The organism is Actinoallomurus sp. NPDC050550 (genome assembly GCF_040655075.1).
Lineage (GTDB): Bacteria > Actinomycetota > Actinomycetes > Streptosporangiales > Streptosporangiaceae > Actinoallomurus.
This window is the reverse complement of sequence record NZ_JBFAJC010000011.1, coordinates 63,123-88,868: the sequence shown is the minus strand read 5'-3', so window position 1 is coordinate 88,868 and position 25,746 is coordinate 63,123. Positions and strand designations below refer to the sequence as shown.

4 protein-coding genes are annotated in these 25,746 nt (G+C 73.4%); all 4 read left to right on the top strand.

Features of this window, described 5'->3' with window-relative positions; genetic code table 11:
- Position 1 precedes the first annotated feature (1 nt).
- The 4 genes from AB0I04_RS17640 to AB0I04_RS17625 are packed head-to-tail and all read left to right on the top strand — an operon-like array spanning position 2 to position 25,744.
- On the top strand, positions 2 to 11,092 hold the full coding sequence (locus AB0I04_RS17640) for an amino acid adenylation domain-containing protein (protein WP_360885530.1): 11,091 nt from the start codon (positions 2 to 4) through the stop codon (positions 11,090 to 11,092).
- On the top strand, positions 11,089 to 21,684 hold the full coding sequence (locus tag AB0I04_RS17635) for an amino acid adenylation domain-containing protein (RefSeq protein ID WP_360885529.1): 10,596 nt from the start codon (positions 11,089 to 11,091) through the stop codon (positions 21,682 to 21,684). Before AB0I04_RS17640 ends, AB0I04_RS17635 begins: the two co-directional genes overlap by 4 nt.
- Positions 21,681 to 25,526, top strand: a complete 3,846-nt coding sequence (locus AB0I04_RS17630; RefSeq protein ID WP_360885527.1) for an amino acid adenylation domain-containing protein — start codon at positions 21,681 to 21,683, stop codon at positions 25,524 to 25,526. The genes AB0I04_RS17635 and AB0I04_RS17630 overlap by 4 nt, the downstream gene beginning before the upstream one ends.
- On the top strand, positions 25,523 to 25,744 hold the full coding sequence (locus AB0I04_RS17625; RefSeq protein WP_360885525.1) for an MbtH family protein: 222 nt from the start codon (positions 25,523 to 25,525) through the stop codon (positions 25,742 to 25,744). Before AB0I04_RS17630 ends, AB0I04_RS17625 begins: the two co-directional genes overlap by 4 nt.
- The last annotated feature ends 2 nt before the right edge of the window (positions 25,745 to 25,746 follow it).

Sequence of the window (25,746 nt, the reverse complement as noted above, 5' to 3'; positions counted from 1 at the left end):
CATGTCCATCCCCTGGCCGCTGTCCGCCGCGCAGCGCGGAGTCTGGTACGCCCAGCTGCTGAACCCGGACGCCCCCGTCCAGGTGGCGCAGTACGTCGAGATCGCGGGGCCGGTCGAACCGGAGATCTTCGCCGCCGCGGTCCGCGCCTGCGCCCACGAGGTCGAGGCGGTACACGTCCGCCTCGTCGATGGCCCTGGGTCATCCGTGCCGGAGCAGGTCCTCGACATCGTGCCGGTCGAGGTGCCCGTCGTCGACCTGAGCGGTGCGGCCGATCCCATGGCGGCCGCGCACGCGTGGATGCGTGCGGACTCCTCGACGCCCGTCGACCTGATGTGCGGGCGGCTGTTCGGCAACGCGCTCCTGCGCCTCGGCGACGACCGCCACCTGTGGTACCTGCGCTGCCACCACCTCGCCGTTGACGGCTACAGCGGCCCGCTGATCACGCGGCGGCTCGCCGAGGTGTACACCGCGATGGCCGACGGACGGCCGTACGGCGCGGGGACCCTGGGGTCGCTGGAGGTGCTGCTCACCGAGGACGAGGAGTACCGCGCGTCCCGCCGCTTCGAACGCGACCGCGCGTACTGGCTGGACCGCTGCGCGGATCTGCCCGAGACCCCGACGCTGTCCGTCCGCCCTGGCCACGGCACCCGGCCGTCCGCGACGTTCATCCGGGAGTCCGGCACGCTGAGCCCGGCCGAGGCCGACGCGATCACGGCCGCGGCCCGGGCGCTCGACACCACCCTCACCGGACTGACGATCGCGGCCGCCGCGGCGTACACCGCCCGGCTGTGCGGCGTCTCCGACGTCGTGCTCGGCCTCGCGGTGACCGCGCGTACCACCCCGGCGGCACGCCGCACCCCCGGGATGCTGTCGAACGTCCTGCCGCTGCGGCTGAGCGTCCGGCCTGCCGACTCGGTCCGCGACCTCATCCGGCAGGTGACCGAGCAGGTCGGGCGGCTGCTCCGGCACCAGCGGTACCGCCTGGAGGACCTGCGCCGTGACCTCGGCCTCCTCGGCGACGCCCGCCCGCTGTACGGCCCGCTGATCAACATCATGGGGTTCGAGCGCGACCTGGACTTCGCCGGGCACCGGGGCGTCCCGCGCGTGCTGACCACCGGCCCGGTCGAGGACCTCGCCGTCAACGTGTACGAGGGCTCCGCCGGCGAGGGCACGCGCATCGACGTCGACGCCCACCCGGAGCGGTACGCCCCCGCGGAGGTCGCCGCCCACCACGCCCGCTTCCTGGACTTCCTGCGCGCCCTCGCGACCACCGGCCCGGACCGGCCGATCGGCGTCCTCGACGTCGCCCTCCCAGAGGAGCGGGCTGCGGCCCTCGACCGTCCCCAGGTCCCGGAGATTCGTCACGCGACCGTTCCTGGCCTGTTCGCGGCCCGCGCCGCCCGTGAACCGGAAGCGGTCGCGGTCACCGACGTCGGCACGTGCCTGACGTACGGGGAGCTGAACGCCCGCGCGAACCGGCTGGCCCACCGCCTCATCGCCCTCGGCGCCGGTCCCGAACGGCTGGTCGCCCTGGCCCTCCCCCGATCCGCCGACCTCGTCGTGGCGATCCTCGCCGTGCTCAAGTCCGGGGCGGCGTACGTTCCGATCGACCCGGACTACCCGGCGAACCGCGTTGCGGCCATGCTGGAGGACGCCGCGCCCACACTCGTCCTCACGGCCTCCGACGTCGAACTGCCCGCAGGCGTCACGCGGGTCCGCATCGGCGACGAGGCGCTTGGCGGGTACCCCGAGGACGACCCGGTCGTGCCGCTGCGGCCGGAGCATCCCGCGTACGTCATCTACACGTCCGGGTCGACCGGCCGGCCGAAGGGCGTGGTCGTCCCCCATCAGAACGTTGTGCGGCTCCTCGATGCCACCGACCCGTGGTTCGGGTTCGGGCCGTCGGACGTCTGGACGCTCTTCCACTCCTACGCCTTCGACTTCTCGGTGTGGGAGCTGTGGGGCGCCCTGCTGTACGGCGGCCGCCTCGTCGTCGTCCCGTACGACGTCAGCCGCTCCCCCGAGGACCTCCTTCGCCTGCTCGACGACGAGCGCGTGACGGTCCTCAACCAGACACCGTCGGCGTTCCACCAGCTCATGCGCGCCGACCGGGACACAACGCGGGAACTCGCCCTGCGGTATGTGATCTTCGGTGGTGAGGCGCTGAACCCGTCCCGCCTCGCCGACTGGTACTCCCGGCACGCCGACGACGCGCCCGTCCTGGTCAACATGTACGGCATCACCGAGACCACGGTGCACGTCACCTACGCGCCGCTGGACGCCGCGAGCGCAGGCGGCCAAGGCGGCGGGATCCGCATGGGCCAGGGCGGCGGGATCGGTGTCGGCATCCCCGATCTGCGGGCGTACGTCCTGGACGCGGCGCTGCGGCCGATGCCGCACGGCATGACGGGCGAGCTGTACGTCGCGGGGGCCGGTCTGGCGCGCGGCTACCTCGGCCGCCCCGATCTGACCGCCGAGCGGTTCGTCGCCGACCCGTACGGGCCGGGTCGCATGTACCGCTCCGGGGACCTGGCCCGTCGGCATGCCGACGGCCGCCTGGAGTACGTCGGCCGTGCCGACCACCAGGTTCAGCTGCGCGGCTTCCGCGTCGAACTCGGCGAGATCGAGGCCGTGCTCGCCGCCGACCCGTCCGTCGACGAGGTCGTGGCGGTCGTCCGCGAGGACGGGCCGGACGACGACCGGCACCGGCGGATCGTCGCGTACGTCACCGGTCCCGGCGTCGAACAGGGCGTGCTCCAGGGTCCCGCCGAGCCCGGGCGGCCCGCCGTCGGCGCCGTGGACCCCGCCGCGCTCCGTGACCTGACACGGCGGAACCTTCCGGCGCACATGGTCCCGGCCGCGATCGTTCGGCTGGACGCCCTGCCGCTCACGCCCAACGGCAAGCTGGACCGCCGCGCCCTGCCCGCGCCGGACATCACCGCGTCGTCGCGCGGTCCGCGGACGCCGGTGGAGGAAATGCTGTGCGGGGTCTTCGCCGAGGTGCTGGGCACGTCGGCGGTCGGGATCGACGACGGGTTCTTCGACCTGGGCGGGGACTCCCTGCTGGCCACCCGCGTCGTCGCCCGCGTCCGATCCATGCTCGGCGTGGAACTGCCCGTCCGTGCCCTCTTCGAGACGCCCACCGTCGCCGGACTCGCCGCCGGGCTGGACGCCGCCGCACCGGCCCGGCCCCCGCTCGTACCCATGCCAAGGCCCGAGCGGGTCCCGCTGTCGTACGCGCAGCGGCGGCTGTGGCTCCTGAACCGGCTGGACGGTCCCACGGCGACCTACACCATGCCCGCCGCCCTCCGGCTGACCGGCGACCTGGACGTCGACGCCCTGCGGGCGGCGCTGGCCGACGTCGTCGATCGGCACGAGGTGCTGCGCACCGTCTATCCGCAGGTCGACGGCGAACCGTGCCAGGTCGTCCTGGACGGCGTACGGCCCGACCTGCCGGTGACCGAGACCGGCGACATGGTCGCCGACCTGGCCCGGGACGCCGCGCGCGGGTTCGATCTGGCGGACGAGATCCCGCTGCGCGCTCGCCTGTACGCGACCGGTCCCGGCGAGCACGTGCTGCTGGTGGTGCTCCACCACATCGCGGCCGACGGGTGGTCCCTCGCCCCGCTGGCCCGGGACCTGATCTGCGCGTACGCCGCGCGGGCCGAGGGGCGGGTGCCCGCCTGGGAGCCGCTGCCGGTGCAGTACGCCGACTACGCGCTCTGGCAGCGGGACGCGCTCGGGTCCGAGGACGACCACGACAGCCTCATCGCCCGCCAGATCGCGTACTGGCGGGAAACCCTGAATGGGCTGGCCGACGAGCTCGACCTGCCGACCGACCGGCCCCGGCCCGCCCAGGCGTCGCACGAGGGCGCGCGGGTTCCGGTGCGGCTGGATCCGGAGCCCCTGACAGCGCTCGCCCGCGAGACGGACGCGAGCGTGTTCATGGTGATGCAGGCGGCTTTGGCGGCGCTGTTGACCAGGCTGGGCGCGGGCACCGACATCCCCATCGGCACGCCGATCGCCGGCCGCACGGACCAGGCCGTGGACGATCTGGTCGGGATGTTCGTCAACACGCTCGTGCTGCGCACCGACCTTTCGGGGAGCCCCACCTTCCGGGAGCTGATCGGACGGATCCGGAAGGCGGACCTGGCCGCCTACCAGCACCAGGACCTCCCCTTCGAACGTCTCGTGGAGATCCTCAACCCGCCGCGCAGCATGGCCCGGCATCCGCTGTTCCAGGTCATGCTCGCCTTCCAGAACACCGACCGGGTCGAGCTCGACCTTCCGGGCCTCGCGGCGACCGTACGACCGGTCGACGCGGGGATCGCCAAGTTCGATCTGCTGCTCGACCTGGACCCGAGTGGGGCGGGCGCGCTGGAGTACGCGACCGACCTGTTCGATCGCTCGACCGCCGAGGCGCTCGTCGCACGGCTCGATCGCCTCATCGCCGCGGTCGCGGCCGATCCCGACACGCGCATCGGCGGGATCGACCTTCTCAATCCGGGCGAACGCCGCCGGATCCTTCAGGACTTCAACGACACCGCCCGGAAGGTCCCGCCGGCCACGCCGGCCGAGCTGTTCGAGCAACAGGTCGCCAGGACCCCGGACGCGACGGCGGTCGTCTTCGCGAACGAGGAGCTGACCTACGCCGAGCTGAACGCTCAGGCTGAGCGGCTGGCGGGTGCGCTGGTCGCCCGAGGTATCGGCCCGGAGGACTTCGTGGCCGTCGCGCTGCCGCGCTCGGCGGAGCTGATCGTGGCGCTGTGGGGGGTGCTGAAGGCGGGTGCCGCATACGTCCCCATCGACCTGAGCCATCCGGCGGAGCGCATCGCGCTCCTGCTCGACGACGCCGGACCCTCCTGCGTCATCGCGCATGAGGGCACCGTGCTCCCGCGTGCGCTGCCCCGCGTCCCGCCCGACGTCCCCGCGCAGCGCACGGCCGAACCGCTCGAACAGGACACGGACGCGGTCTCCGCGGAGGAACCGACCTACGCCGAATCCGCCTGCGTCATCGCCCATGGGGGCACTGTGCTTCCCCGCTCGCTGCGCGGCGTCCCGCCCGACGTCCTCGCGCCGGTCCCGGCCGAACAGCCCCCGGACGCGGTCTCCGCAGAGGAGCGGACCTACGCCGAGCCGGTGTTCCGGAGAGCGACGGCGGGCGCGCGGCGGGTGCGGTCGGACAACACCGCCTACCTGATCTACACCTCCGGGTCCACGGGACGGCCCAAGGGCGTCGTCGTCGCGCATCGGGGCATCGTCGACCTGGCCGACTGGGCCGTACGCGACTTCGGGCGGGAACGGCTGTCCCGGGTGCTGGCCGCGACCTCACTCAACTTCGACGTCTCGGTGTTCGACACGCTCGTGCCGCTCCTGGTCGGTGGCTCGATCGAGATCGTCCCTGACCTGCTCGCTCTCCTCGACCGGCCGGTCGACGTCGACCTGATCTGCGCGGTGCCCTCGGCGCTGTCCGCGGTCCTCGCGCAGGGCGCGCGGCCGAAGGCCGGCACGCTCGCGCTGGCCGGCGAGGCGCTCCCGCCGCAGTTGCTCCGCGAGGCGCGGGACGCCCTGCCGGAGGCCCGCATCGCCAACATCTACGGCCCTACCGAGGCGACGGTCTACGCGCTGGCCTGGGAGGACGACGGCGCGCCGGACGCGCGGGCCCCGATCGGCCGGCCGCTGACCAACACCTGCGCGTACGTCCTCGATGCCTGGCTGAACCCCGTCCCCATCGGCGTTCCCGGCGAGCTGTACCTGACCGGCAGCGGCCTGGCACGCGGCTACCATGACCGACCCGGCCTCACCGCCGAGCGGTTCGTCGCGAACCCGTTCGGCCCTGGCCGCATGTACCGGACCGGCGACCTCGCCCGCTGGACCGGCGACGGCCAGGTCGAGTACCTCGGCCGTACCGACCACCAGCTCAAGATCCGCGGCTTCCGGGTCGAGCCGGGCGAGATCGAGGCGGTGCTCGTCGCGCACGAGGCGGTGGGCCAGGCGGTCGTGCTCCTGTGGGAGGACCGGCCCGGCGACCAGCGCCTGGTCGCGTACGTCACCAGGCCGGGAGGTCGGTCGGGGCCGGGAGGTCGGGAAGAGCAGGTTGGTCGGGAAGGAGACGCGGACCCGGCCGAGCTGCGCTGGTTCGCCGCCGACCGGCTGCCCGCCCACATGGTGCCGTCCGCCGTCGTCGTCCTCGACGCCCTTCCCCTCAACTCGAGCGGAAAGCTCGACCGGGCCGCGCTGCCCGCCCCGGAGGTGTCCGCCACGGGGCGGTCCCGGGCGCCCCGGACGCCGGCGGAGGAGATCGTCTGCGGGATCTTCGCCGACGTCCTGGGCGCGGGGCGGGTCGATCCGGACGACGACTTCTTCGACCTGGGCGGCAACTCGCTGCTCGCCACCCGCGTCATCAGCCGGATCCGGTCGGCGTTCGGCGTGGAACCGACGATCCGGGCGCTGTTCGCGGCGCCCACACCCGCCGGTGCCGTCCAGGCCATCGAGGAGGCGGGCTCGGCCCGGCCGCCGCTGCGGCCTGTGGAGCACCCGCCGATCGTTCCCCTGTCGTACGCGCAGCAGCGGCTGTGGTTCCTCGACGGCCTCGACGACGAACCCTCCGGCACGTACAACATCCCGATCGCGCTACGGCTCACGGGCAAGCTCGACGAGGCCGCCCTGCGGATCGCCCTGTGCGACCTCACCGAACGGCACGAGCCGCTGCGGACCGTCTTCCCCGTCTCCGGCGGCACGCCGTACCAGCTGATCGTCGACGGCATGGCACCCGAGCTGCGGGTCGCCGACGCCGTCACGGCGACCGGGCCGGAGCTGGACGAGCGCCTGACGGCGGACGCCGCGCGGGGCTTCGACCTGGCGGTCGAGCCGCCACTGCGCGCGTACCTGTACGCGCTCGGCGCGGACGAGCACCTGCTGCTCATCGTCGTGCACCACATCGCCTGCGACGGCTGGTCGCTCGCCCCGCTGGCCCGCGACCTGATCACCGCGTACGCGGCGCGAGTCGACGGCGACACTCCACGGTGGGATCCGCTGCCGGTCCGGTACACCGACTACGCCCTCTGGCAGCGGGCCCTCCTCGACGAGGACCTCATCGGACGGCAGGTCGCGTACTGGCGCGACGCCCTCGCCGGGCTCCCCGACCGGCTCGCCCTGCCCACCGACCGGCCGCGCCCGGCGCGTGCGTCGCACCGGGGAGCGACCGTCGCCTTCGAGGTCGACGCCGCGCTGCACGCCCGGCTGGAGGCCCTGGCGCGCGAGAACGGCGCGACGGTGTTCATGGTCGCGCAGGTGGCGCTCGCCGCGCTGCTCACCCGCCTCGGCGCGGGCAGCGACGTCCCGATCGGCTCGCCCATCGCGGGACGCACCGACGAGGCGCTGAACGACCTGGTCGGCATGTTCGTCAACACGCTCGTGCTGCGCACGGACACGAGCGGCGACCCGTCGTTCCGCGAGCTCCTGGCCCGCGTACGCGAGACCGACCTGGCCGCCTACCAGCATCAGGACCTGCCCTTCGAGCGGCTGGTCGAGGTCGTCGCCCCGGAACGCTCGATGGCCCGGCACCCGCTGTTCCAGACCATGCTCGCGTTCCAGAACACCGAGCGGGCGGTCGTCGACCTGCCCGGACTGCGAGCGGCCGTCGAACCGGTGCACGCGGGAGTGGCAAAGTTCGACCTGCACCTGATGCTCGAGGAGCACCGCGGCGCCGACGGCGGCCCGGCCGGGCTCGACGGGACGCTGGAGTACGCCCTCGACCTCTTCGACGCCGGAAGCGCCGAGCGGGTCGCGTCCCGTTTCGTCCGCCTGCTCGAGACCGCCGTGGCCGACCAGGACGTCCGAATCGACGCGGTCGACCTGCTCGACGACGCGGAACGCCGGCGGGTTCTGGAGGAGTGGAACGCCACGGCGCGTCCGGTGCCGCCGGTGACGCTGGCCGACCTGTTCGAGGCACAGGTCGCCCGCACGCCCGACGCGGTCGCGCTGGTCTACGAGGGCGCCGAGCTGACGTACGCGGAGTTCGACGCGCGGATCAACCGCCTGGCGCACTACCTGGTCGAGTGCGGGATCGGGCCGGAGCGGTTCGTCGCGCTCGCGGTGCCGCGCTCGGTCGAGCTGCTGGTGGCGATGTACGCGGTCGTCAAGGCGGGCGCGGCCTATGCGCCGGTCGACCCGGACCATCCCGCCGACCGTGTCGCGTACGTCCTGGCCGACACCCGGCCGACGCTGGTCCTCACCACTACCGACGTCGCGAACCGGCTCCCGGGCGACGCCCCGCTGCTGATCCTCGACGATCCGGAGGTGCGGGAGGAACTGGCCGGGTTCCCCGCCGATCCACCGGTCCGTACGGTGACGCCCGCCAACGCCGCGTACGTCATCCACACCTCGGGGTCGACGGGGCGGCCCAAGGGCGTTGTGGTCCCGCATGCCGGGATCGTCAACCGGCTGCTGTGGGCGCAGGACGAGTACGGGCTGGGGCCCGGTGACCGGGTGGTGCAGAAGACGCCGGCGACGTTCGACGTGTCGGTGTGGGAGTTCTTCTGGCCCCTGCAGACGGGTGCCGCCCTCGTGATCGCCCGGCCGGACGGCCATCGGGACGCCGGTCATCTGGCCGAGCTGATCCGGGAATGCCGCGTGACGACGGCGCACTTCGTGCCGTCGATGCTGGCGGCGTTCCTGACAGAGCCGCAGGCCGCCGACTGCGCGGGCCTGCGGCGGGTGCTGTGCAGCGGCGAGGCACTCTCCCCCGAACTCGCGGAACGATTCCAGCAGGTCCTGCCGGGTGTCGAGCTGCACAACCTGTACGGGCCGACGGAGGCGTCCGTCGATGTGACCTCGTGGCGTCATCGCCCGGGATCCGGGAGCGTCCCGATCGGGCGGCCGGTGTGGAACACGCGCGCGTACGTGCTGGATCCCGCGCTGCGGCCCGTGCCACCGGGTGTGCCAGGGGAGTTGTATCTCGCGGGTGTCCAGCTCGCTCGCGGCTACCACGACCGGCCCGACCTCACCGCCGAACGCTTCGTCGCCGACCCCTACCGACCCGGCCGCATGTACCGCACCGGCGACCTCGCACGCTGGAACACCCACGGCCAACTCGAATACCTCGGACGCCTCGACCACCAAGTCAAAATCCGCGGCATCCGCATCGAACTCGGCGAAATCGAAACCGTGCTGGCCGAGCAGGAAGGTGTGACCTCGGTCGTCGTCGTGGCTCGGGAGGACCGTCCGGGCGACCGGCGTCTCGTCGCATACGTCACCGGAGACGCGGAGCCGGCGGAGCTGAGGCGGGCCACCGCGCGGGTGCTGCCGGAGTCGATGGTCCCGGCGGCCGTGGTCGTGCTCGACGAACTGCCGTTGACCGCCAGCGGGAAGACGGACCGCGCGGCCCTGCCCGCTCCGGTGTTCGCCTCCGTCGCCGGGTCGCGGGCGCCGGGGACGCCGGCCGAGCGGCTGCTCTGCGAGGTCTTCGCCGAGGTGCTGGGCGTCGATGCGATCGGGGCCGAGGACGGGTTCTTCGATCTCGGCGGGGACAGCATCCTCGCGATCCAGCTCGTGTCGCGGGCCAGGGCCGCCGGGCTCGTGGTCAGCGCACGGGAGGTGTTCGAGCATCGGACGCCCGCCGCTCTCGCCGCGGTCGCCCGGGCGGCCGCGGACGTGGCCGAGCGGTCGGAACCGCCCGGCGCGGGCGTCGGCCCGGTGCCGCGTCCGCCGATCGTGTCGTGGCTGGCCGAACGCGGCGGCCGGTTCGACGGGTTCAGTCAGGCGATGCTGCTGACCGTGCCACCGGCGCTGGGCCTGGAGCGGCTCACCGCGGCGGTGCGGACCCTCCTCGACCACCATGACGCGCTGCGGATGCGGGTCCGCCGCGCGGACGGCGCCTCGTGGCTGCTGGAGACGGCGCCGCCGGGCACGGTGGACGCGACCACGTGCGTCAGCCGCGTCGAAGGGTACGACCGCGAGACGGTCACAGCACGCGCCGAGGCGGCCCGCCGGAGCCTCGACCCGGAGGCGGGGGCGATGGTCCGGGTCGTCTGGTTCGACGCGGGCGACGCGCCGGGACGACTGCTGCTGGTCCTGCACCACCTGGTCGTCGACGGAGTGTCGTGGCGGATTCTGCTGCCCGACCTCGTACTGGCGCTGGAGGGCGCCGCGCTCGACCCGGTGCCGACGTCGTACCGCAGATGGGCCCAGCGCCTCGTCGCGGCCGCGAACCATCCACAGGTTGTGGACGAACTCCCGCGCTGGATCGAGATCCTCGACGTCACCGACCCGCCGCTCGGCACCGGCGCACGGGACGTCTACACCGGAGCGGACCTGCGGCGATTCACCGTGACCCTGCCGCGCGAGCAGGCCGAACCCTTGCTGACCACCGTGCCCGCCGCGTTCCACTGCGGCGTGAACGACGTCCTGCTCACCGGGCTGGCCCTCGCCGTCACGGCATGGCGCCGCGACCACGGGCGGGACGCGGGCGAGAGCGTACTGATCGACCTGGAGGGGCACGGGCGCGAGGATCTCGACGGCCTCGGCGACGAGCACGGTGCCCTGGGCGGCCTCGACCTGACGCGGACGGTCGGCTGGTTCACGAGCCTCAACCCCGTACGCCTCGACCCCGGCACGGAGGACGCGGGACAGGCGCTCAAGCGGGTGAAGGAGCAGCTGCGGGCGGTGCCGTCCGATGCCGGATACGGGCTGCTGCGCCACCTCAATCCGCGCACCCGCGAGGAGCTGGCCGCCCTGCCCACGCCGCAGATCCTCTTCAACTACCTCGGCAGGGTCGACACCGGAGACGGCGGCTGGAGCCTGGCCCCGGAGTCCGACCTCCTCGGCACCGGCCACGACCCGGCCATGCCGGTCGCCCACGGCCTGGAGATCGACGCCGTGACGCAGGACGGCGACCTGCGGGCGACGTGGGTCTGGCCCGACGAATGGCTACCCGAGGGCGAGGTGCGCGACCTCGCCGACCGGTGGTTCGCCGCGCTGCGGGAGCTGGCCGCCGCGAACGGCGGCGGGCACACGCCCTCCGACCTCACCCTCGTCGAGCTCGACCAGGACGAGATCGACGCGCTGGAAGACCTATGGGAGCAGGGTTGAACCGGTCACAGATCGAGGACGTCTGGCCGCTGTCGCCACTGCAGCACGGCCTGCTGTTCCACGCGCTCCTCGACGAGCGGGACGTGTACGCGGCGCAGGTGGTGCTCGACGTGACGGGCGCGGTCGACGCCGACGCGCTCCGGAAGGCGGGCCAGGACCTGCTCCGCCGCCACCCGAACCTGCGCGCGGCGTTCCCGCACGACCGGCTCACGAAGCCGGTGCAGGTGATCCCGCGCACGGTGGAGCTGCCGTTCCGGGCGGTGGAGGCGGCCGACGAGGACGAGGCCGACCGGATCGCCGACGCCGACCGCGTCACACCCTTCGACCTCACCCGCCCGCCGCTCATCCGGCTCACGCTCGTACGGCTCGGGGCCGACCGTGCCCGGATCGTCCTCACCAACCACCACATCCTGCTAGACGGCTGGTCCACGCCCATCCTCGTCACCGAGCTGCTGACCCGCTACGCCGGCGCCGAGCCCCCGGCCGCGACCCCGTACAAGGCGTACCTCGCCTGGCTGAAGCGGCAGGACCACGCCGCCGCGACCCGCGCCTGGGCGGCCGCCCTGGACGGGGTCGAGGAGCCCACGCTCCTGGTGCCCGAGGCCGCCGGGCTCCCTCTCGTGCCGCCGTCGGCCGTGTCGGAGGAACTGCCCGAGGACCTGACCGCCCGGCTCCACGTGCGGGCCCGCCGCCACGGCGTCACCGTGAACACGCTCGTCCAGGCCGCCTGGGGACTGCTGCTCGCGCGGCTGACCGGCCGGTCCGACGTGGTGTTCGGCCAGGTCGTCTCCGGCCGCCCGCCGGAGATCCCGGGCGTCGAGCAGATGATCGGGCTGTTCGTGAACACCGTCCCCGTACGGCTCCGGGTCCGGGACGACGAGACCCTCGCCCAGTTGCTCACCCGGCTCCAAACCGAACAGGCCGCGCTGCTCGGCCACCAGCACCTCGGCCTCTCAGAGATCACTGCCCAGCCGGGCGTGACGCCGCTGTTCGACACGCTCACCGTGTTCGAGAACTATCCGTTCGACCCGTCGGCGATGGGCGAGTCCGTGGCGGGCCTCCGGCTGACCGGCGCGGCGCAGCGGGACGCCACCCACTACCCCCTGACGTTGTACGTCGTCCCCGGCGACCGGCTGACCCTCCGCCTCGACCACCGGGCCGACGTCGTCGACGCGGACGCCGCCGCGACACTCCTCTCGCGGTTCGCACGGCTGCTGCGCACCATCGCCGACACGCCCGACGTCCGGACCGCTGTCACTGTGGACCTGCTGCTGCCCGGCGAACGGCAGCGGGTGCTGGAGGAGTGGAACGACACGGCACGTCCGGTGCCGCAGGTGACGCTGGCCGACCTGTTCGAGGCACAGGTCGCCCGCACGCCCGACGCGGTCGCGTTGGTCTACGAAGGTGCCGAGCTGACGTACGCGGAGTTCGACGCGCGGATCAACCGCCTGGCGCACTACCTCGTCGAATGCGGCATCGGGCCGGAAAGCCGCGTCGCTCTGGCCCTGCCCCGCTCCTTCGACCTGCTGATCGCGATGTACGCCGTCATCAAGGCGGGCGCGGCCTATGCGCCGGTCGACCCGGACCATCCCGCCGACCGCGTCGCCTATGTCCTGGCCGACACCCGGCCGATGCTGGTCCTCACCACCGGCGATATCGCGGACCGGCTGCCCGGACCACTATTGGTCCTCGACGACCCTGAGGTGCGGGAGGAACTGGCCGGGTTCCCCGACACCGCTCCGGCCCGGGTCGTCTCGCCGGGCAACGCCGCGTACGTGATCTACACGTCGGGGTCGACGGGGCGGCCCAAGGGCGTCGTCGCTCCGCATGCCGGGATCGTCAACCGGCTGCTCTGGATGCAGGACGAGTACGGGCTGGGGCCCGGTGACCGGGTGGTGCAGAAGACGCCGGCGACGTTCGACGTGTCGGTGTGGGAGTTCTTCTGGCCCCTGCAGACCGGCGCGACGCTGGTCATCGCCCGTCCCGACGGGCACCGCGATCCTCGCTACCTTGCCACACTGATCCGCGAGGAGCGGGTCACGACCGCGCACTTCGTGCCGTCGATGCTGGCGGCGTTCCTGACCGAACCCGAGGCCGCCACCTGCACGGGCCTGCGGCGGGTGCTGTGCAGCGGCGAAACCCTGTCACCCGAGGCGACCGCGCGCTTCAACCAGGTGCTGCCCGACGCGGAGTTGCACAACCTGTACGGGCCGACCGAGGCGTCGGTGGACGTCACCGCCTGGCAGTGCCCTCCGGGAGCGACGAGGGTGCCGATCGGGCGGCCGATCTGGAACACCCGTGTGTACGTTCTGGACCACGCGCTGCGGCCTGTGCCGCCTGGCGTGCCCGGGGAGTTGTATCTCGCGGGTGTCCAGCTCGCTCGCGGCTACCACGACCGGCCCGACCTCACCGCCGAACGCTTCGTCGCCGACCCCTACCGACCCGGCCGCATGTACCGCACCGGCGACCTCGCACGCTGGAACACCCACGGCCAACTCGAACACCTCGGACGCCTCGACCACCAAGTCAAAATCCGCGGCATCCGCATCGAACTCGGCGAAATCGAAACCGTGCTCGCCGGTCATGGGGACGTCGACCACTGCGCGGTGGTCGCCCGGCCGTACGGGGCGGACGGGACGCGGCTCGTGGCGTACGTCGTCGCCCAGGTCGCCGACCGCACCAGATTGGCGGCGGACCTGCGTGCGCTCGCCGGACGCCACCTTCCGGAGGCCATGGTCCCGGCGGCCATCGTCGTTCTCGACGAACTGCCGTTGACCACCAGCGGGAAACTGGACCGCCGGGCCCTGCCCGAGCCGGAGTTCGCCGCCACTTCGTCGCGGGCGCCCCGCACGCCGACCGAAGAGATCGTCTGCGGCCTGTTCGCCGAACTCCTCGGCGTCGACGGAGCCGGTCCGGATGACGACTTCTTCTCCCTCGGCGGCGACTCGCTCCTGGCGATCCGCATGGTCAGCCGGATCCGGGCCGTGCTCGACGTCGAACTCGGCGTCCGCACCCTCTTCGACGCGCCGACCGTCGCCGCGCTGGCCGAACGCCTCGACGAGACCCGTCGCGGCGCTCGCCCGGCGCTCGTGGCCGTGCCACGGCCTGAGCGGGTCCCGCTGTCGTTCGCGCAGCGGCGGCTGTGGTTCCTCGATCAGTTCGAGGGGCGCGGCGCCACGTACACCATGCCGTTGGCGCTGCGGCTGACCGGCGACCTGGACGTCGACGCCCTGCGAGCGGCGCTGACCGACGTCGTCGATCGGCACGAGGTGCTGCGCACCGTCTATCCGCAGGTCGACGGCGAACCGTGGCAGATGGTCCTGGACGATCCGCACCCCGAGCTGCGGGTCATTGAGACCGGTGACGTGGCGGCCGCCCTGGCCGAGGACGCGGCGTACGGGTTCGACCTGGCGAGCGAGATCCCGGTCCGCGCGCACCTGTACGCGACCGGCCCCGGCGAGCATGTCCTGCTCGTGGTGCTCCATCACATCGCCGCCGACGGCTGGTCCTTCGCCCCGCTGGCCCGGGACCTGATCTGCGCGTACGCCGCGCGGGCCGAAGGACGACCGCCCGGCTGGGAGCCGCTGCCGGTCCAGTACGCCGACTACGCGCTCTGGCAGCCGGACGCACTCGGGTCCGAAGACGATCCCGGCAGCCTCATCGCCTGCCAGGTCGCCTACTGGCGCGCGACGTTGGACGGGCTGCCGGACCAACTCGACCTGCCTGCCGACCGGCCACGGCCCGCCCAGGCGTCCTACGAAGGCGGCCAGGTCCCGGTCGAGATCGACGCTGAGCTCCGCGCCGGGCTGGCCGCGCTGGCCCGGCGCGAACAGTGCAGCGTCTTCATGGTGGTGCACGCGGCGCTGGCGACGTTGCTGACCAGGCTGGGCGCGGGCACCGACATCCCCATCGGCACGCCGATCGCCGGCCGTACCGACCAGGCCGTGGACGATCTGGTCGGCATGTTCGTCAACACCCTCGTGCTGCGCACCGGCCTCTCCGGGAACCCCACCTTCCGGGAGCTGATCGCACGGGTCCGGGAGGCGGACCTGGCCGCCTACCAGCACCAGGACCTCCCCTTCGAACACCTCGTGGAGATCCTCAACCCGCCGCGCAGCACGGCCCGGCATCCGCTGTTCCAGGTCATGCTCGCCTTCCAGAACAACCCCCGCGCCCACCTCACCCTCCCCGGCCTCACCGCCGAACCCCTTCACCTCCACGCCGGCACCGCCAAGTTCGACCTGCACTTCGTGCTCGGGGACGAGCTGAGCGGGGTTTTGGAGTACGCGACGGACCTGTTCGACCGGGAGACCGCCGAGACGATCGCGGCGCGGTTCGTGCGGCTGCTCCGTGCGGTCGTCGCGAACCCGGATGCCAGGGTGGGCGACATCGACGTCCTCGACGCGCAGGAGCGGCACCGGGTCCTGGAGGCGTGGAACGCCACGGACCGCCCGTTCCCCGAGGTCACGCCGGTGGAGTTGTTCGAGGCGCAGGTCGCGCGGACGCCCGACGCGCCGGCGCTCGTCGCCGGAACGCTCGCCGATCCGGACACCGCCGTGACGTTCACCTACGCGCGGCTGAACGACGAAGCGCACCGGCTGGCCCGGCACCTGATCGAGGAGCACGGAGCCGGTCCGGAACGGCTCATCGCCCTCGCCCTGCCGCGTACCGCCGAACTCGTCGTCGCGGTGCTCGCCGTGCACAAGGCGGGCGCCGCCTACCTCCCAATCGACACGCGCTTTCCCGCCGACCGCATCGCCATGATGGTCGACGACGCACGGCCGGTCGCGGCGGTGACCTGCGAGACGACCGCGCACGTGCTGCCCGCGGGCCTGCCCCAGGTACGGCTCCCCCTGCGGCTCGACGACTCGTCCGCGCCCCGATGCCCGCGCCGTACGCTCCCGGAACACCCCGCGTACGTCATCTACACCTCAGGATCGACTGGGCGGCCGAAGGGCGTCGTCGTCCCGCACGGGACCGTCACCAACCTCCTCGACTCGATGGCCGAGCGGGTGCCGCTCACGTCCGAGGACACGCTCGTGGCGGTGACCACGGTCGGCTTCGACATCTCCGTCGTCGAGATCTACCTGCCGTTGCTGGCTGGGGCGCGGATCCGGCTGGCGCGAGAGGAGGAGGTCGCCGATCCGGTCCGGCTGGACCGGATCATCGCGGATGCGACGGTCATGCAGGCGACGCCGACGTTGTGGCAGGAGCTGATCGACCTGCCGGGCCTCGACGGGCTCCGCGTACTGGTGGGCGGGGAGGCCCTGCCCGCCGGGCTCGCCCAGGCTCTGCTGAATCGCGGATGCCCGGTGCTCAATCTGTACGGGCCGACCGAGACGACGATCTGGTCCACGTACGCACCGATCGACGCGGCGAAGGCGGCCCGGCCGCCGATCGGACGTCCCCTCGGCAACACCCGGGTCTACGTCCTGGACGCCGCGCTGCGGCCGGTGCCGCCCGGCGTGCCCGGCGAGCTGTACATCGCGGGAGCGGGACTGGCGCGCGGCTACCTCGGCCGCCCGGACCTGACCGCCGAGCGGTTCGTCGCCGACCCGTACGGGCCCGGCCGTATGTACCGCACCGGCGACCTCGCCCGGCATCTCCCCGACGGGCGGATCGAGTATCTCGGCCGGGTGGACCACCAGGTGAAGGTCAGGGGGTTCCGGATCGAACTGGGTGAGATCGAGGCCGTGCTCACCGCGCACGACTCGGTCTCCCAGGCCGTCGCCGTCGTGCGGGAGGACCGGCCCGGCGATCGTCGCGTTACCGCGTACGTCGTCGGCGCGGTGGACGCCGGGGAGCTGCGGAAGTCCGCCGGGCAGAGCCTGCCGGACTACATGGTGCCGTCGGCGATCGTGACGCTGGACGCGCTGCCGCTCACGCCGAATGGGAAGGTGGACCGGCGTGCCCTCCCTGTGCCGGACATCACCGCGTCGTCGCGGGGTCCGCGTACGCCGGTAGAGGAGGTGCTGTGCGGGGTCTTCGCCGAGGTGCTGGGGACGGTGTCGGTCGGGGTCGATGACGGGTTCTTCGACCTGGGCGGGGACTCGTTGCTGGCGACGCGGGTGGTGGCGCGCGTGCGGTCGGTGCTCGGCGTCGAGCTGCCCGTCCGCGCGCTGTTCGAGACCCCGACCGTCGCCGGGCTCGCCGAGGCCGTGCGGGGAGCGGACACCGCTCGCCCGCCGCTGACGCCCCGGCCTCGCGTGCTCACGTCGCCGCCGCTCTCGCACGCGCAGCGACGCCTGTGGTACCTCGCCCGGCTGGAGGGCCGCACCGCCACGTACGCCATGCCGGTGGCGCTGCGCCTGACCGGTGACCTGGACGTCGACGCGCTGCGTGCGGCACTGGCCGACCTCGTCGACCGGCACGAGACACTCCGGACGATCTTCCCGGAGGCGGACGGCAGGCCGTACCAGGTGATCCTCGAGGACCGGCGTCCGGAGCTGCGGTTCGAGGAGCCCGAGGACCCGGCGGCGGCCCTGGCCCGGGACGCGGCGTCCGGGTTCGACCTGGCGAGCGAGATACCGATCCGCGCCCACCTGTACGCGACCGGGCCCGGTGAACATGTGCTGCTGGTCGTGCTGCACCACATCGCGGCCGACGGCTGGTCCTTCGCGCCGCTGGCCCGCGACCTGATCGGCGCCTACGCCTCACGTTCGGACGGACGAGCACCGTCCTGGGAGCCGTTGCCGGCCCAGTACGCCGACTACGCGCTCTGGCAGCGGGGACTGCTCGGCTCCGAGGACGACCCCGACAGCGTCATCTCCCGGCAGGCCGCTTACTGGCGCGCGGCGTTGGACGGGCTGCCCGACCGGCTCGACCTGCCCACCGACCGCCCCCGCCCCGCCCAGGCGTCGTTCGAGGGCGGACAGGTTCCCGTACGGCTCGACGTGGACCGCGTCACGGCTCTGGCGCGGGAGCTGAACGCCAGCGTGTTCATGGTGGTGCAGGCGGCGCTGGCGGCGCTGCTGGCCAGGCTGGGCGCGGGCACCGACATCCCCATCGGCACGCCGATCGCGGGCCGGACCGATCAGGCGCTGGACGACCTGGTCGGCATGTTCGTCAACACGCTCGTCCTGCGCACCGACCTCTCCGGCGACCCAACGTTCCGCGAGTTGGTCGCACGGGTGCGGGACACCGGCCTGGCCGCCTACCAGCACCAGGACCTCCCCTTCGAACGCCTCGTGGAGATCCTCAACCCGCCGCGCAGCATGGCCCGGCATCCGCTGTTCCAGGTCATGCTGGCCTTCCAGAACAACCCCCGCGCCCGGCTGGCCCTCCCCGGCCTCACCGCCGAACCCCTTCACCTCCACGCCGGCACCGCCAAGTTCGACCTGACGCTGAGCCTGGAGGAGAACCTCGAGGGCGTCCTGGAGTACGCGACCGACCTGTTCGACCGCTCGACCGCCGAGGCGATCGTCGCGCGGCTGGATCGGCTGGTCGCCGCCGTCACCGCCGACCCCGACATCCGCGTCGGCGCGGTCGACGTCCTCACCCCGGACGAACGCCGGTGGATTCTGCGGGACTTGGGCGACACCGCCCGGCATGTCCCGCCCGCCACCCTCACGGAGCTGTTCGAGCTGCAGGTCTCGCGCAGCCCGGACGCGACGGCGGTCGTCTTCGACGGCGAAGAGCTCACGTACACCGAGGTGGCGGCGCGCGCCGGGGAACTCGCCGACACGCTCGCCGGGGCGGGCGCCGGGCCGGAACGGATCGTGGCCATCGCCCTGCCCCGCTCCGTCGACCTGGTCGTGACGATGCTGGCGGTGTCCATGACCGGCGCGGCGTACCTGCCGATCGACATCGCGTACCCGCAGGAGCGCGTCGCGTACGTGCTCGACGACGCGAGGCCGGTGTGCATCGTCACCCGGGAGGGCGTCGACCTCCCCGGCGACCCACCGCGCCTGGACCTCCCGCAGCCTCGATCCGGGAGTCGTACGGTCGCCGGCTGTCGGGCGGGGGTGGACGGCGCGGCGTACGTGATCTACACGTCCGGGTCGACCGGACGGCCCAAGGGGGTCGTCGTCACGCATCGAGGCGTCGCGAGTCTGGCAGCGACGCAGCGCGAGCGGCTGGGGATCGGGCCGGGGAGCCGGGTGCTGCAGTTCGCGTCGCCGGGGTTCGACGCGGCGTTCTGGGAGCTCGTCGCGCTCCTGTCGGGGGCGACGCTCGTGCTCGCGCCCGAGGACCGTCTCGTCCCGGGCGCGCCGCTGGCCGAACTGGTCGCCGAGCAGAGGATCACGCACGCGACGCTGCCGCCGGCGGCGCTGCCGACGCTCGACGGGCTGCCGCCGGGGCTGACGCTCGTCGTGGCCGGTGAGGCGTGCCCGCCCGAGCTGGTGGAGCACTGGTCGCGGGACCACCGCATGATCAACGCGTACGGGCCGACGGAGACGACCGTGGCGACGACCGTGAGCGCGCCGCTGTCCGGCCGGGTCGTCCCGCCGATGGGCACCCCGGTGGCGAACACCCGCGTGTACGTGCTGGACGAGCGCCTGCGGCCGGTGCCGCCCGGCGTGCCCGGCGAGCTGTACGCGGCGGGTCTCAGCCTGGCCCGCGGTTACCTGGGCCGTCCGGACCTCACCGCCGAGCGGTTCGTCGCCGACCCGTACGGCGCGCCGGGCGAGCGGATGTACCGCACCGGGGACCTCGTCCGGCTGCGTGCCGACGGGCGGCTCGAGTACCTCGGCCGGACGGACCACCAGGTCAAGATCCGCGGATTCCGGGTGGAGCCCGGGGAGGTCGAGGCGGTGCTGGCCGAGCACGAGGGCGTCTCCCGGGCCGCCGTGGTCGTGCGGGACGACTCGGGCGGCAGGCGTCTCGTCGCGTACGTCGTGGGCGATGCCGACCCGGTGGGGCTGCGGGCGTTCGTCCGGGAACGGCTGCCAAAGTACATGGTCCCGGCGGCCGTCGTGCCCCTGCCCGAGCTGCCGCTGACCGCGAACGGCAAGCTCGACCGCGCGGCGCTGCCCGCGCCGGAGTACCGGGTGTCGGGCCGGGCGCCGCGCACGCCGGAGGAGGAGGTGCTGTGCCGGCTGTTCGCGGAGGTGCTCGGCCTGGACGGTCCGGCCGGCGCCGACGACGGCTTCTTCGACCTCGGCGGGGACAGCATCGTCGCGATCCAGTTGGTCGCGCGGGCCCGGAGGGAGGGGCTCGCGTTGACGGCGCGGGAGGTGTTCCGGCATCGGACGCCGGGCGCGCTGGCGGCGGTCGCGCGGCCCGCCTCGGAGGAGGGCGCGGAGCCGGAGCCGGAAGGGGCGGGCGTCGGGCCGGTGCCGCTCACACCGATCATGAGCTGGTTCGCGGAGCTGGGCGGGTCGCTGCACCAGTCGGCCCTGCTCACCGTGCCGCCCGGCCTCGGCCTGGACCGGCTCACGCGGGCGGTCACGACGCTCCTCGACCACCATGACGCGCTGCGCCTGCGGTTCGACGGGCGGTACGCCGAGATCACACCGCCGGGTTCGGTACGCCCGCCCGTCACCCGCGTCGAGGGGCTGGACGAGATCGCCGATTACGCGGAGACGGCTCAGCGGTCCCTGGACCCGGCCACCGGGACGATGGTGCGGGTGGTGTGGTTCGACGCCGGCGACGCGCCGGGCCGGTTGCTGCTGACGCTGCATCACCTCGTCGTCGACGGCGTGTCCTGGCGGATCCTGCTGCCCGACCTCGTGCTCGCGTTGGAGGGCCATCCGCTCGACCCGGTGCCCACGTCGTTCCGGCGGTGGGCCGGGCGGCTCACCGCTGCGGCGAACGATCCACAGCGTGTGGACGAACTCTCGTTCTGGGCGGCGCTCGAGGACGACCCGCCGCTGGCCGGCCGCGCCCTGGACCCGGCGAAGGACACCGCCGAGACCGTGCGGCACCTGCGGTCGGCCCTCCCGCCGGAGGTCACCGAGCCGCTGCTCACTACCGTCCCGGTGGCCTTCCACGGCACGGTGAACGACGTCCTGCTCACCGCGTTCGCCCTGGCGGTACGGCGCTGGCGGGGTCGTGAGAGCGTGCTCGTCGACCTGGAGGGCCACGGCCGCGCCGACCTGGGCGTGGACCTGTCCCGTACGGTCGGGTGGTTCACCAGCCTGTATCCCGTACGGCTCACCCCGGGCACCACCGAGCCGGGCCGCGCCCTCAAGCGGATCAAGGAGCAGCTGCGGGCCGTCCCCGGCGACGGGCTCGGGTACGGGCTGCTGCGCTACCTGAACCCGGCGACGCGCGGCAGGCTCGCGGCCGAGCCGCAGCTCGGGTTCAACTACCAGGGCCGGGTGGCGCCGGGACAGGGCGAGTGGTCGACCGCGCCCGAGTCCGACCTGCTCGGCATGGGCCACGGCGCGGGCACGCCGCTGCCGCATGGCATCGACGTCAACGCGGTGACCCATGACCTGCCGGACGGCCCGCACCTGGAGGTCACCTGGTCCTACGCGTCCGGCCTGTACGAGGAGGACGACGTGCGGGAACTCGCCGAGGCGTGGACGGCGGCGCTGCGGGAACTGGCCGTCACCGAGGACGGCGGGCACACACCCTCCGACATCGCCCTCGTCGACCTCGGCCAGGACGAGATCGACGAGTTCGAGGCGGAGCTGGAGGACCTGTGACGACCCACGGCGGACGGCTGGAGGACATCCTGCCGCTGTCCCCCCTCCAGCAGGGGCTGTACTTCCACGCAGCGCTGGACGACCGGGACCTGTACGCGACGCAGCTCGTCCTCGACCTGGTCGGCCCGCTCGACGTCACGGCGCTGAAGCGGGCCGCGTCGGCCCTGCTCGCGCGACACGCGAACCTGCGGTGCGGCTTCCGGCAGCGCAAGAACGGCGAACCGGTGCAGCTCGTCCACCGCGAGGTCGCCCTGCCCTGGGAGGAGACGCCCGGCGACCCCGACCCCGACGCCGTCGCCGAGCGCGAGCGGACCCGCCCGTTCGACCTGGCCCGGCCGCCGCTGCTGCGCTTCACGCTCGTCCCGGAGGCGCCGGACCGGCACCGGCTCATCGTCACCGGCCACCACATCCTCCTGGACGGCTGGTCGATGCCGGTCCTGGCCGAGGAGTTCTTCACGCTGTACCTCGGCGGCGGGCTCCCACCCGTCACGCCGTACAAGCGGTACCTGGAATGGCTGGCCGGCCAGGACCGTACGGTGGCCCACGCGGCGTGGGACAAGGCCCTCGACGGGGTGGAGGAGCCCACGCTGGTCGCCCCGGCGACCGTGACCGGCCCGCCGCTGCCACCGAAGCGGATCACCACGGAGGTCGCCCTGGACCTGGCCGCCGTCCGGCGGCACGGCCTGACGGCGAACACGCTCGTCCAGGGCGCGTGGGGGCTGCTGCTGTCCCGGCTGACCGGCCACGAGGACGTGGTGTTCGGGACGGCCGTGTCCGGGCGTCCGCCGGAGATCCCCGGCGTGGAGCGGATGGTGGGATTGTTCATCAACACCGTCCCGGTGCGGGTGCGGATCGACGAGGGCGAGTCCGTCGCGGCCCTGCTGAACCGCCTGCAGGACGAGCAGGCCGAGCTGTTCCCGCACCAGCACCTTGGACTGACCGAGGTCAGCAGGACGCCGCTGTTCGACACGATGACAGCGTTCGAGAACTATCCACAGCCTGGGGATATCTCGCTCGGCGACGTTCGGGTGGCGCGCGTCGACCTGTTCGACGCGACGCACTACCCCCTCGCCCTGGTCGCCGCACCCCTCGGCGGCGACCGGCTCTGGCTACGGCTCGACCACCGGCCGGACGCCTACGACCGCGCGGAGGCGGAGCTGCTCCTGGCCCGCGTCGAGCGGCTGCTGCGCGCGATGGCCACGAGACCGGACGCCTCCGTCGCGGACCTGGACGTCCTGCTGCCCGGCGAACGCGAGCGGATCCTGGGCGACTGGGCGTCCGGCCCACCCGCCGTGCCACCCCGCACGCTGCCGGAACTGGTCGGCGAGTGGGTCGCGCGCACCCCCGACGCCCTGGCCGTCACCACCCTGCCGTCCTCCGAGCCGCCGGAAGCTCACCTTCGAACCGCCGCCACGCTGACCTACGCGGAGCTGTCGGCGCGGGCCGGTGAGCTCGCCGGCGAGCTGACCCGGCTCGGTGTGGGCCCGGAGACCATCGTGGCGATCGCCCTGCCCCGATCGGTGGAGTTCGTCGTCTCGGCCCTGGCCGTGAGCCGGGCGGGCGGCGTGTACCTGCCCATCGACCCCGGCTATCCGCCGGACCGCATCGCGTACATGCTCGGCGACGCCCGTCCCGCCTGCGTGATCGCCGAGGACGGCGCGCCGCTCCCGTACGACGGCCCGCGGGTTCCCCCACCCTCGCTGACCGCGAAAGAATCACCGTTCCCGGCGGCCCCGGAAGGGCGTGTTTCCCGCGCCCGACGGCTTCGGGCGGAGAACGCGGCGTACGTGATCTACACCTCGGGCTCGACCGGGCGGCCGAAGGGTGTCGTCGTCTCGCACGCGGGCCTGGCGTGCCTGGCCGCGACCGAGGCCGAGGGGTTCGGTATCGCCCCGGGGGACCGGACGCTGCACTTCTCCTCGCCGAGCTTTGACGCGTCGGTGTTCGAACTGCTCATGGGGCTCGCGTCGGGCGGGACGGTGACGATCGTGTCCACGGACGTGTACGGCGGCGAGGCGCTCAAGGACGCGCTGCGGCAGGTCGCGCACGGCTTCGTCCCGCCGGCCGTGCTCGGCGGCATCGGCCCCGAGGGCCTGGCGAACCTGCGCACCCTCGTCGTCGGCGGCGAGGCGTGCCCGCCCGGCCTCGCCGAACGCTGGGCGCCCGGCCGTCGGATGATCAACGCGTACGGGCCGACGGAGACGACCGTCGCGGCGACGATGAGCGCGCCGCTGACCTGCGACGCCTCGATGATCGGCCGGGCGATCGCGGGTGCGCGAGTGTACGTGCTGGACGGCCGGTTGCGGCCGGTGCCTCCCGGTGTGCCCGGTGAGCTGTACGTCGCGGGGATCGGCCTGGCCCGCGGCTACCTGAACCGCCCCGCCCTGACCGCCGAGCGGTTCGTGGCCGACCCGTTCGCACCCGGCCGGATGTACCGCACCGGGGACCTCGTTCGCCGCCGGGCCGATGGTGCCCTGGAGTACCTCGGCCGCACCGACGCGCAGGTCAAGGTCCGCGGCTTCCGGATCGAACTCGGCGAGATCGAGGCGGTGCTCACCGAGCAGCCGGGCGTCTCCCAGGCCGCCGCCGCCGTCCGCGAGGACCGGCCGGGCGACCGCCGCCTCGTCGCGTACGTCACCGGTCAGACCGACCCGGCCGAGCTGCGGCGGGCGGCGGCGCGGGCCCTGCCCGGCCACATGGTCCCCTCCGCCGTCGTCGTCCTGGACGCCCTCCCGCTCAGCCCGAGCGGCAAACTCGACCGCGCGGCACTGCCCGCGCCGGAGCCGTCCTCGGCCTCCCGGCCGCCGCTCGGGCCCCTGGAGGAGATCCTCTGCGGCCTGTTCGCGGAGGTCCTGGGGTTGGACCGGGTGGGGGTCGACGACGGGTTCTTCGAACTCGGCGGCGACTCCCTCCTCGCCACTCGCCTGGCCGGCCGGATCCGCGCCGAACTGGGCGCCGAGATCCCGGTTCGCACGCTGTTCGAGGCGCCGACGGTCGCGACGCTGGCCCGTTGGCTCAGCGTGGTGCACCCCGACGGCCCGACGCAGCCCGGCAGGGCCGATGGTGCGACGGGCTCCGGTCTGGCGGGTGCCGGGGGCATGCCACCGCTCGAGGTGCTCCTGCCGCTCCGCGTACGAGGAGGCCGGCCACCGCTGTTCTGCGTGCATCCCGCGATCGGGGTGGCCTGGTCGTACGCGGGGCTGGTCCGGCACCTTCCGGACCGGCCGGTGTACGGCCTGCAGGCGCGGGGCATCGCCCGCGACGAGGAGCTGCCGGGGTCGATCGAGGACATGGCCGCCGACTACGTCGCGGCGATCCGCACCGTCCAGCCCGCCGGGCCGTACCACCTGCTGGGCTGGTCGCTCGGCGGCCTGATCGCGCACGCCATGGCCGTACGCCTGCGGGCCGAGGGTGAGGAAGTGGCGCTGCTCGCGCTCATGGACGCCTACCCGCTCGACGGGGACCCGGACGCCGAGGTGCCCCTTCCCGGCCTGCTGCGCGACCTGGGGTTCGACGTGGCCGACGACGTCACGACCGGGGACGTCGCCGCCCTCCTGGAGGGCAGCGCGCTCGGCGGGCTCGACGGCCGTCACCTGGAGGGGATGTACCGCGCCTACCGGGGCGCCCTGCGCAACGGCCGCCGGTTCGTCCCCGGGCGGTTCGACGGGGACCTCCTGCTGTTCACCGCCGCGCGCAACGACGCGAGACCACATCTCGACGTCTGGCGGCCGTACGCGGCCCACGTCGAGGAGCACCCCGTCGACTGCGCGCACACCGAGATGGCCGATCCCGGTCCGCTGGCCCGGATCGCCGCGAGATTGAAGGAGACTCTGGACCCATGACCAACCCGTTCGAGGATCCCGACGGCCGCTACCTCGTGCTCGTCAACGATGAGGGGCAGCACTCCCTCTGGCCGACGTTCATCGACGTGCCCGCCGGGTGGACGATCGCCCACGGCGAGGACACCCGGCAGGCCTGCCTCGACTACGTCAACGAGCACTGGACCGACATGCGGCCGAAGAGTCTCATCGCGGCCATGGAACAGGACGAGAGAGGCTGACG

Excerpts from the sequence above, each read along its gene's own strand:
- AB0I04_RS17640 (WP_360885530.1), top strand. The coding sequence starts at position 2 with ATGTCCATCCCCTGGCCGCTGTCCGCCGCGCAGCGCGGAGTCTGGTAC.
- AB0I04_RS17625 (WP_360885525.1), top strand. The coding sequence starts at position 25,523 with ATGACCAACCCGTTCGAGGATCCCGACGGCCGCTACCTCGTGCTCGTC.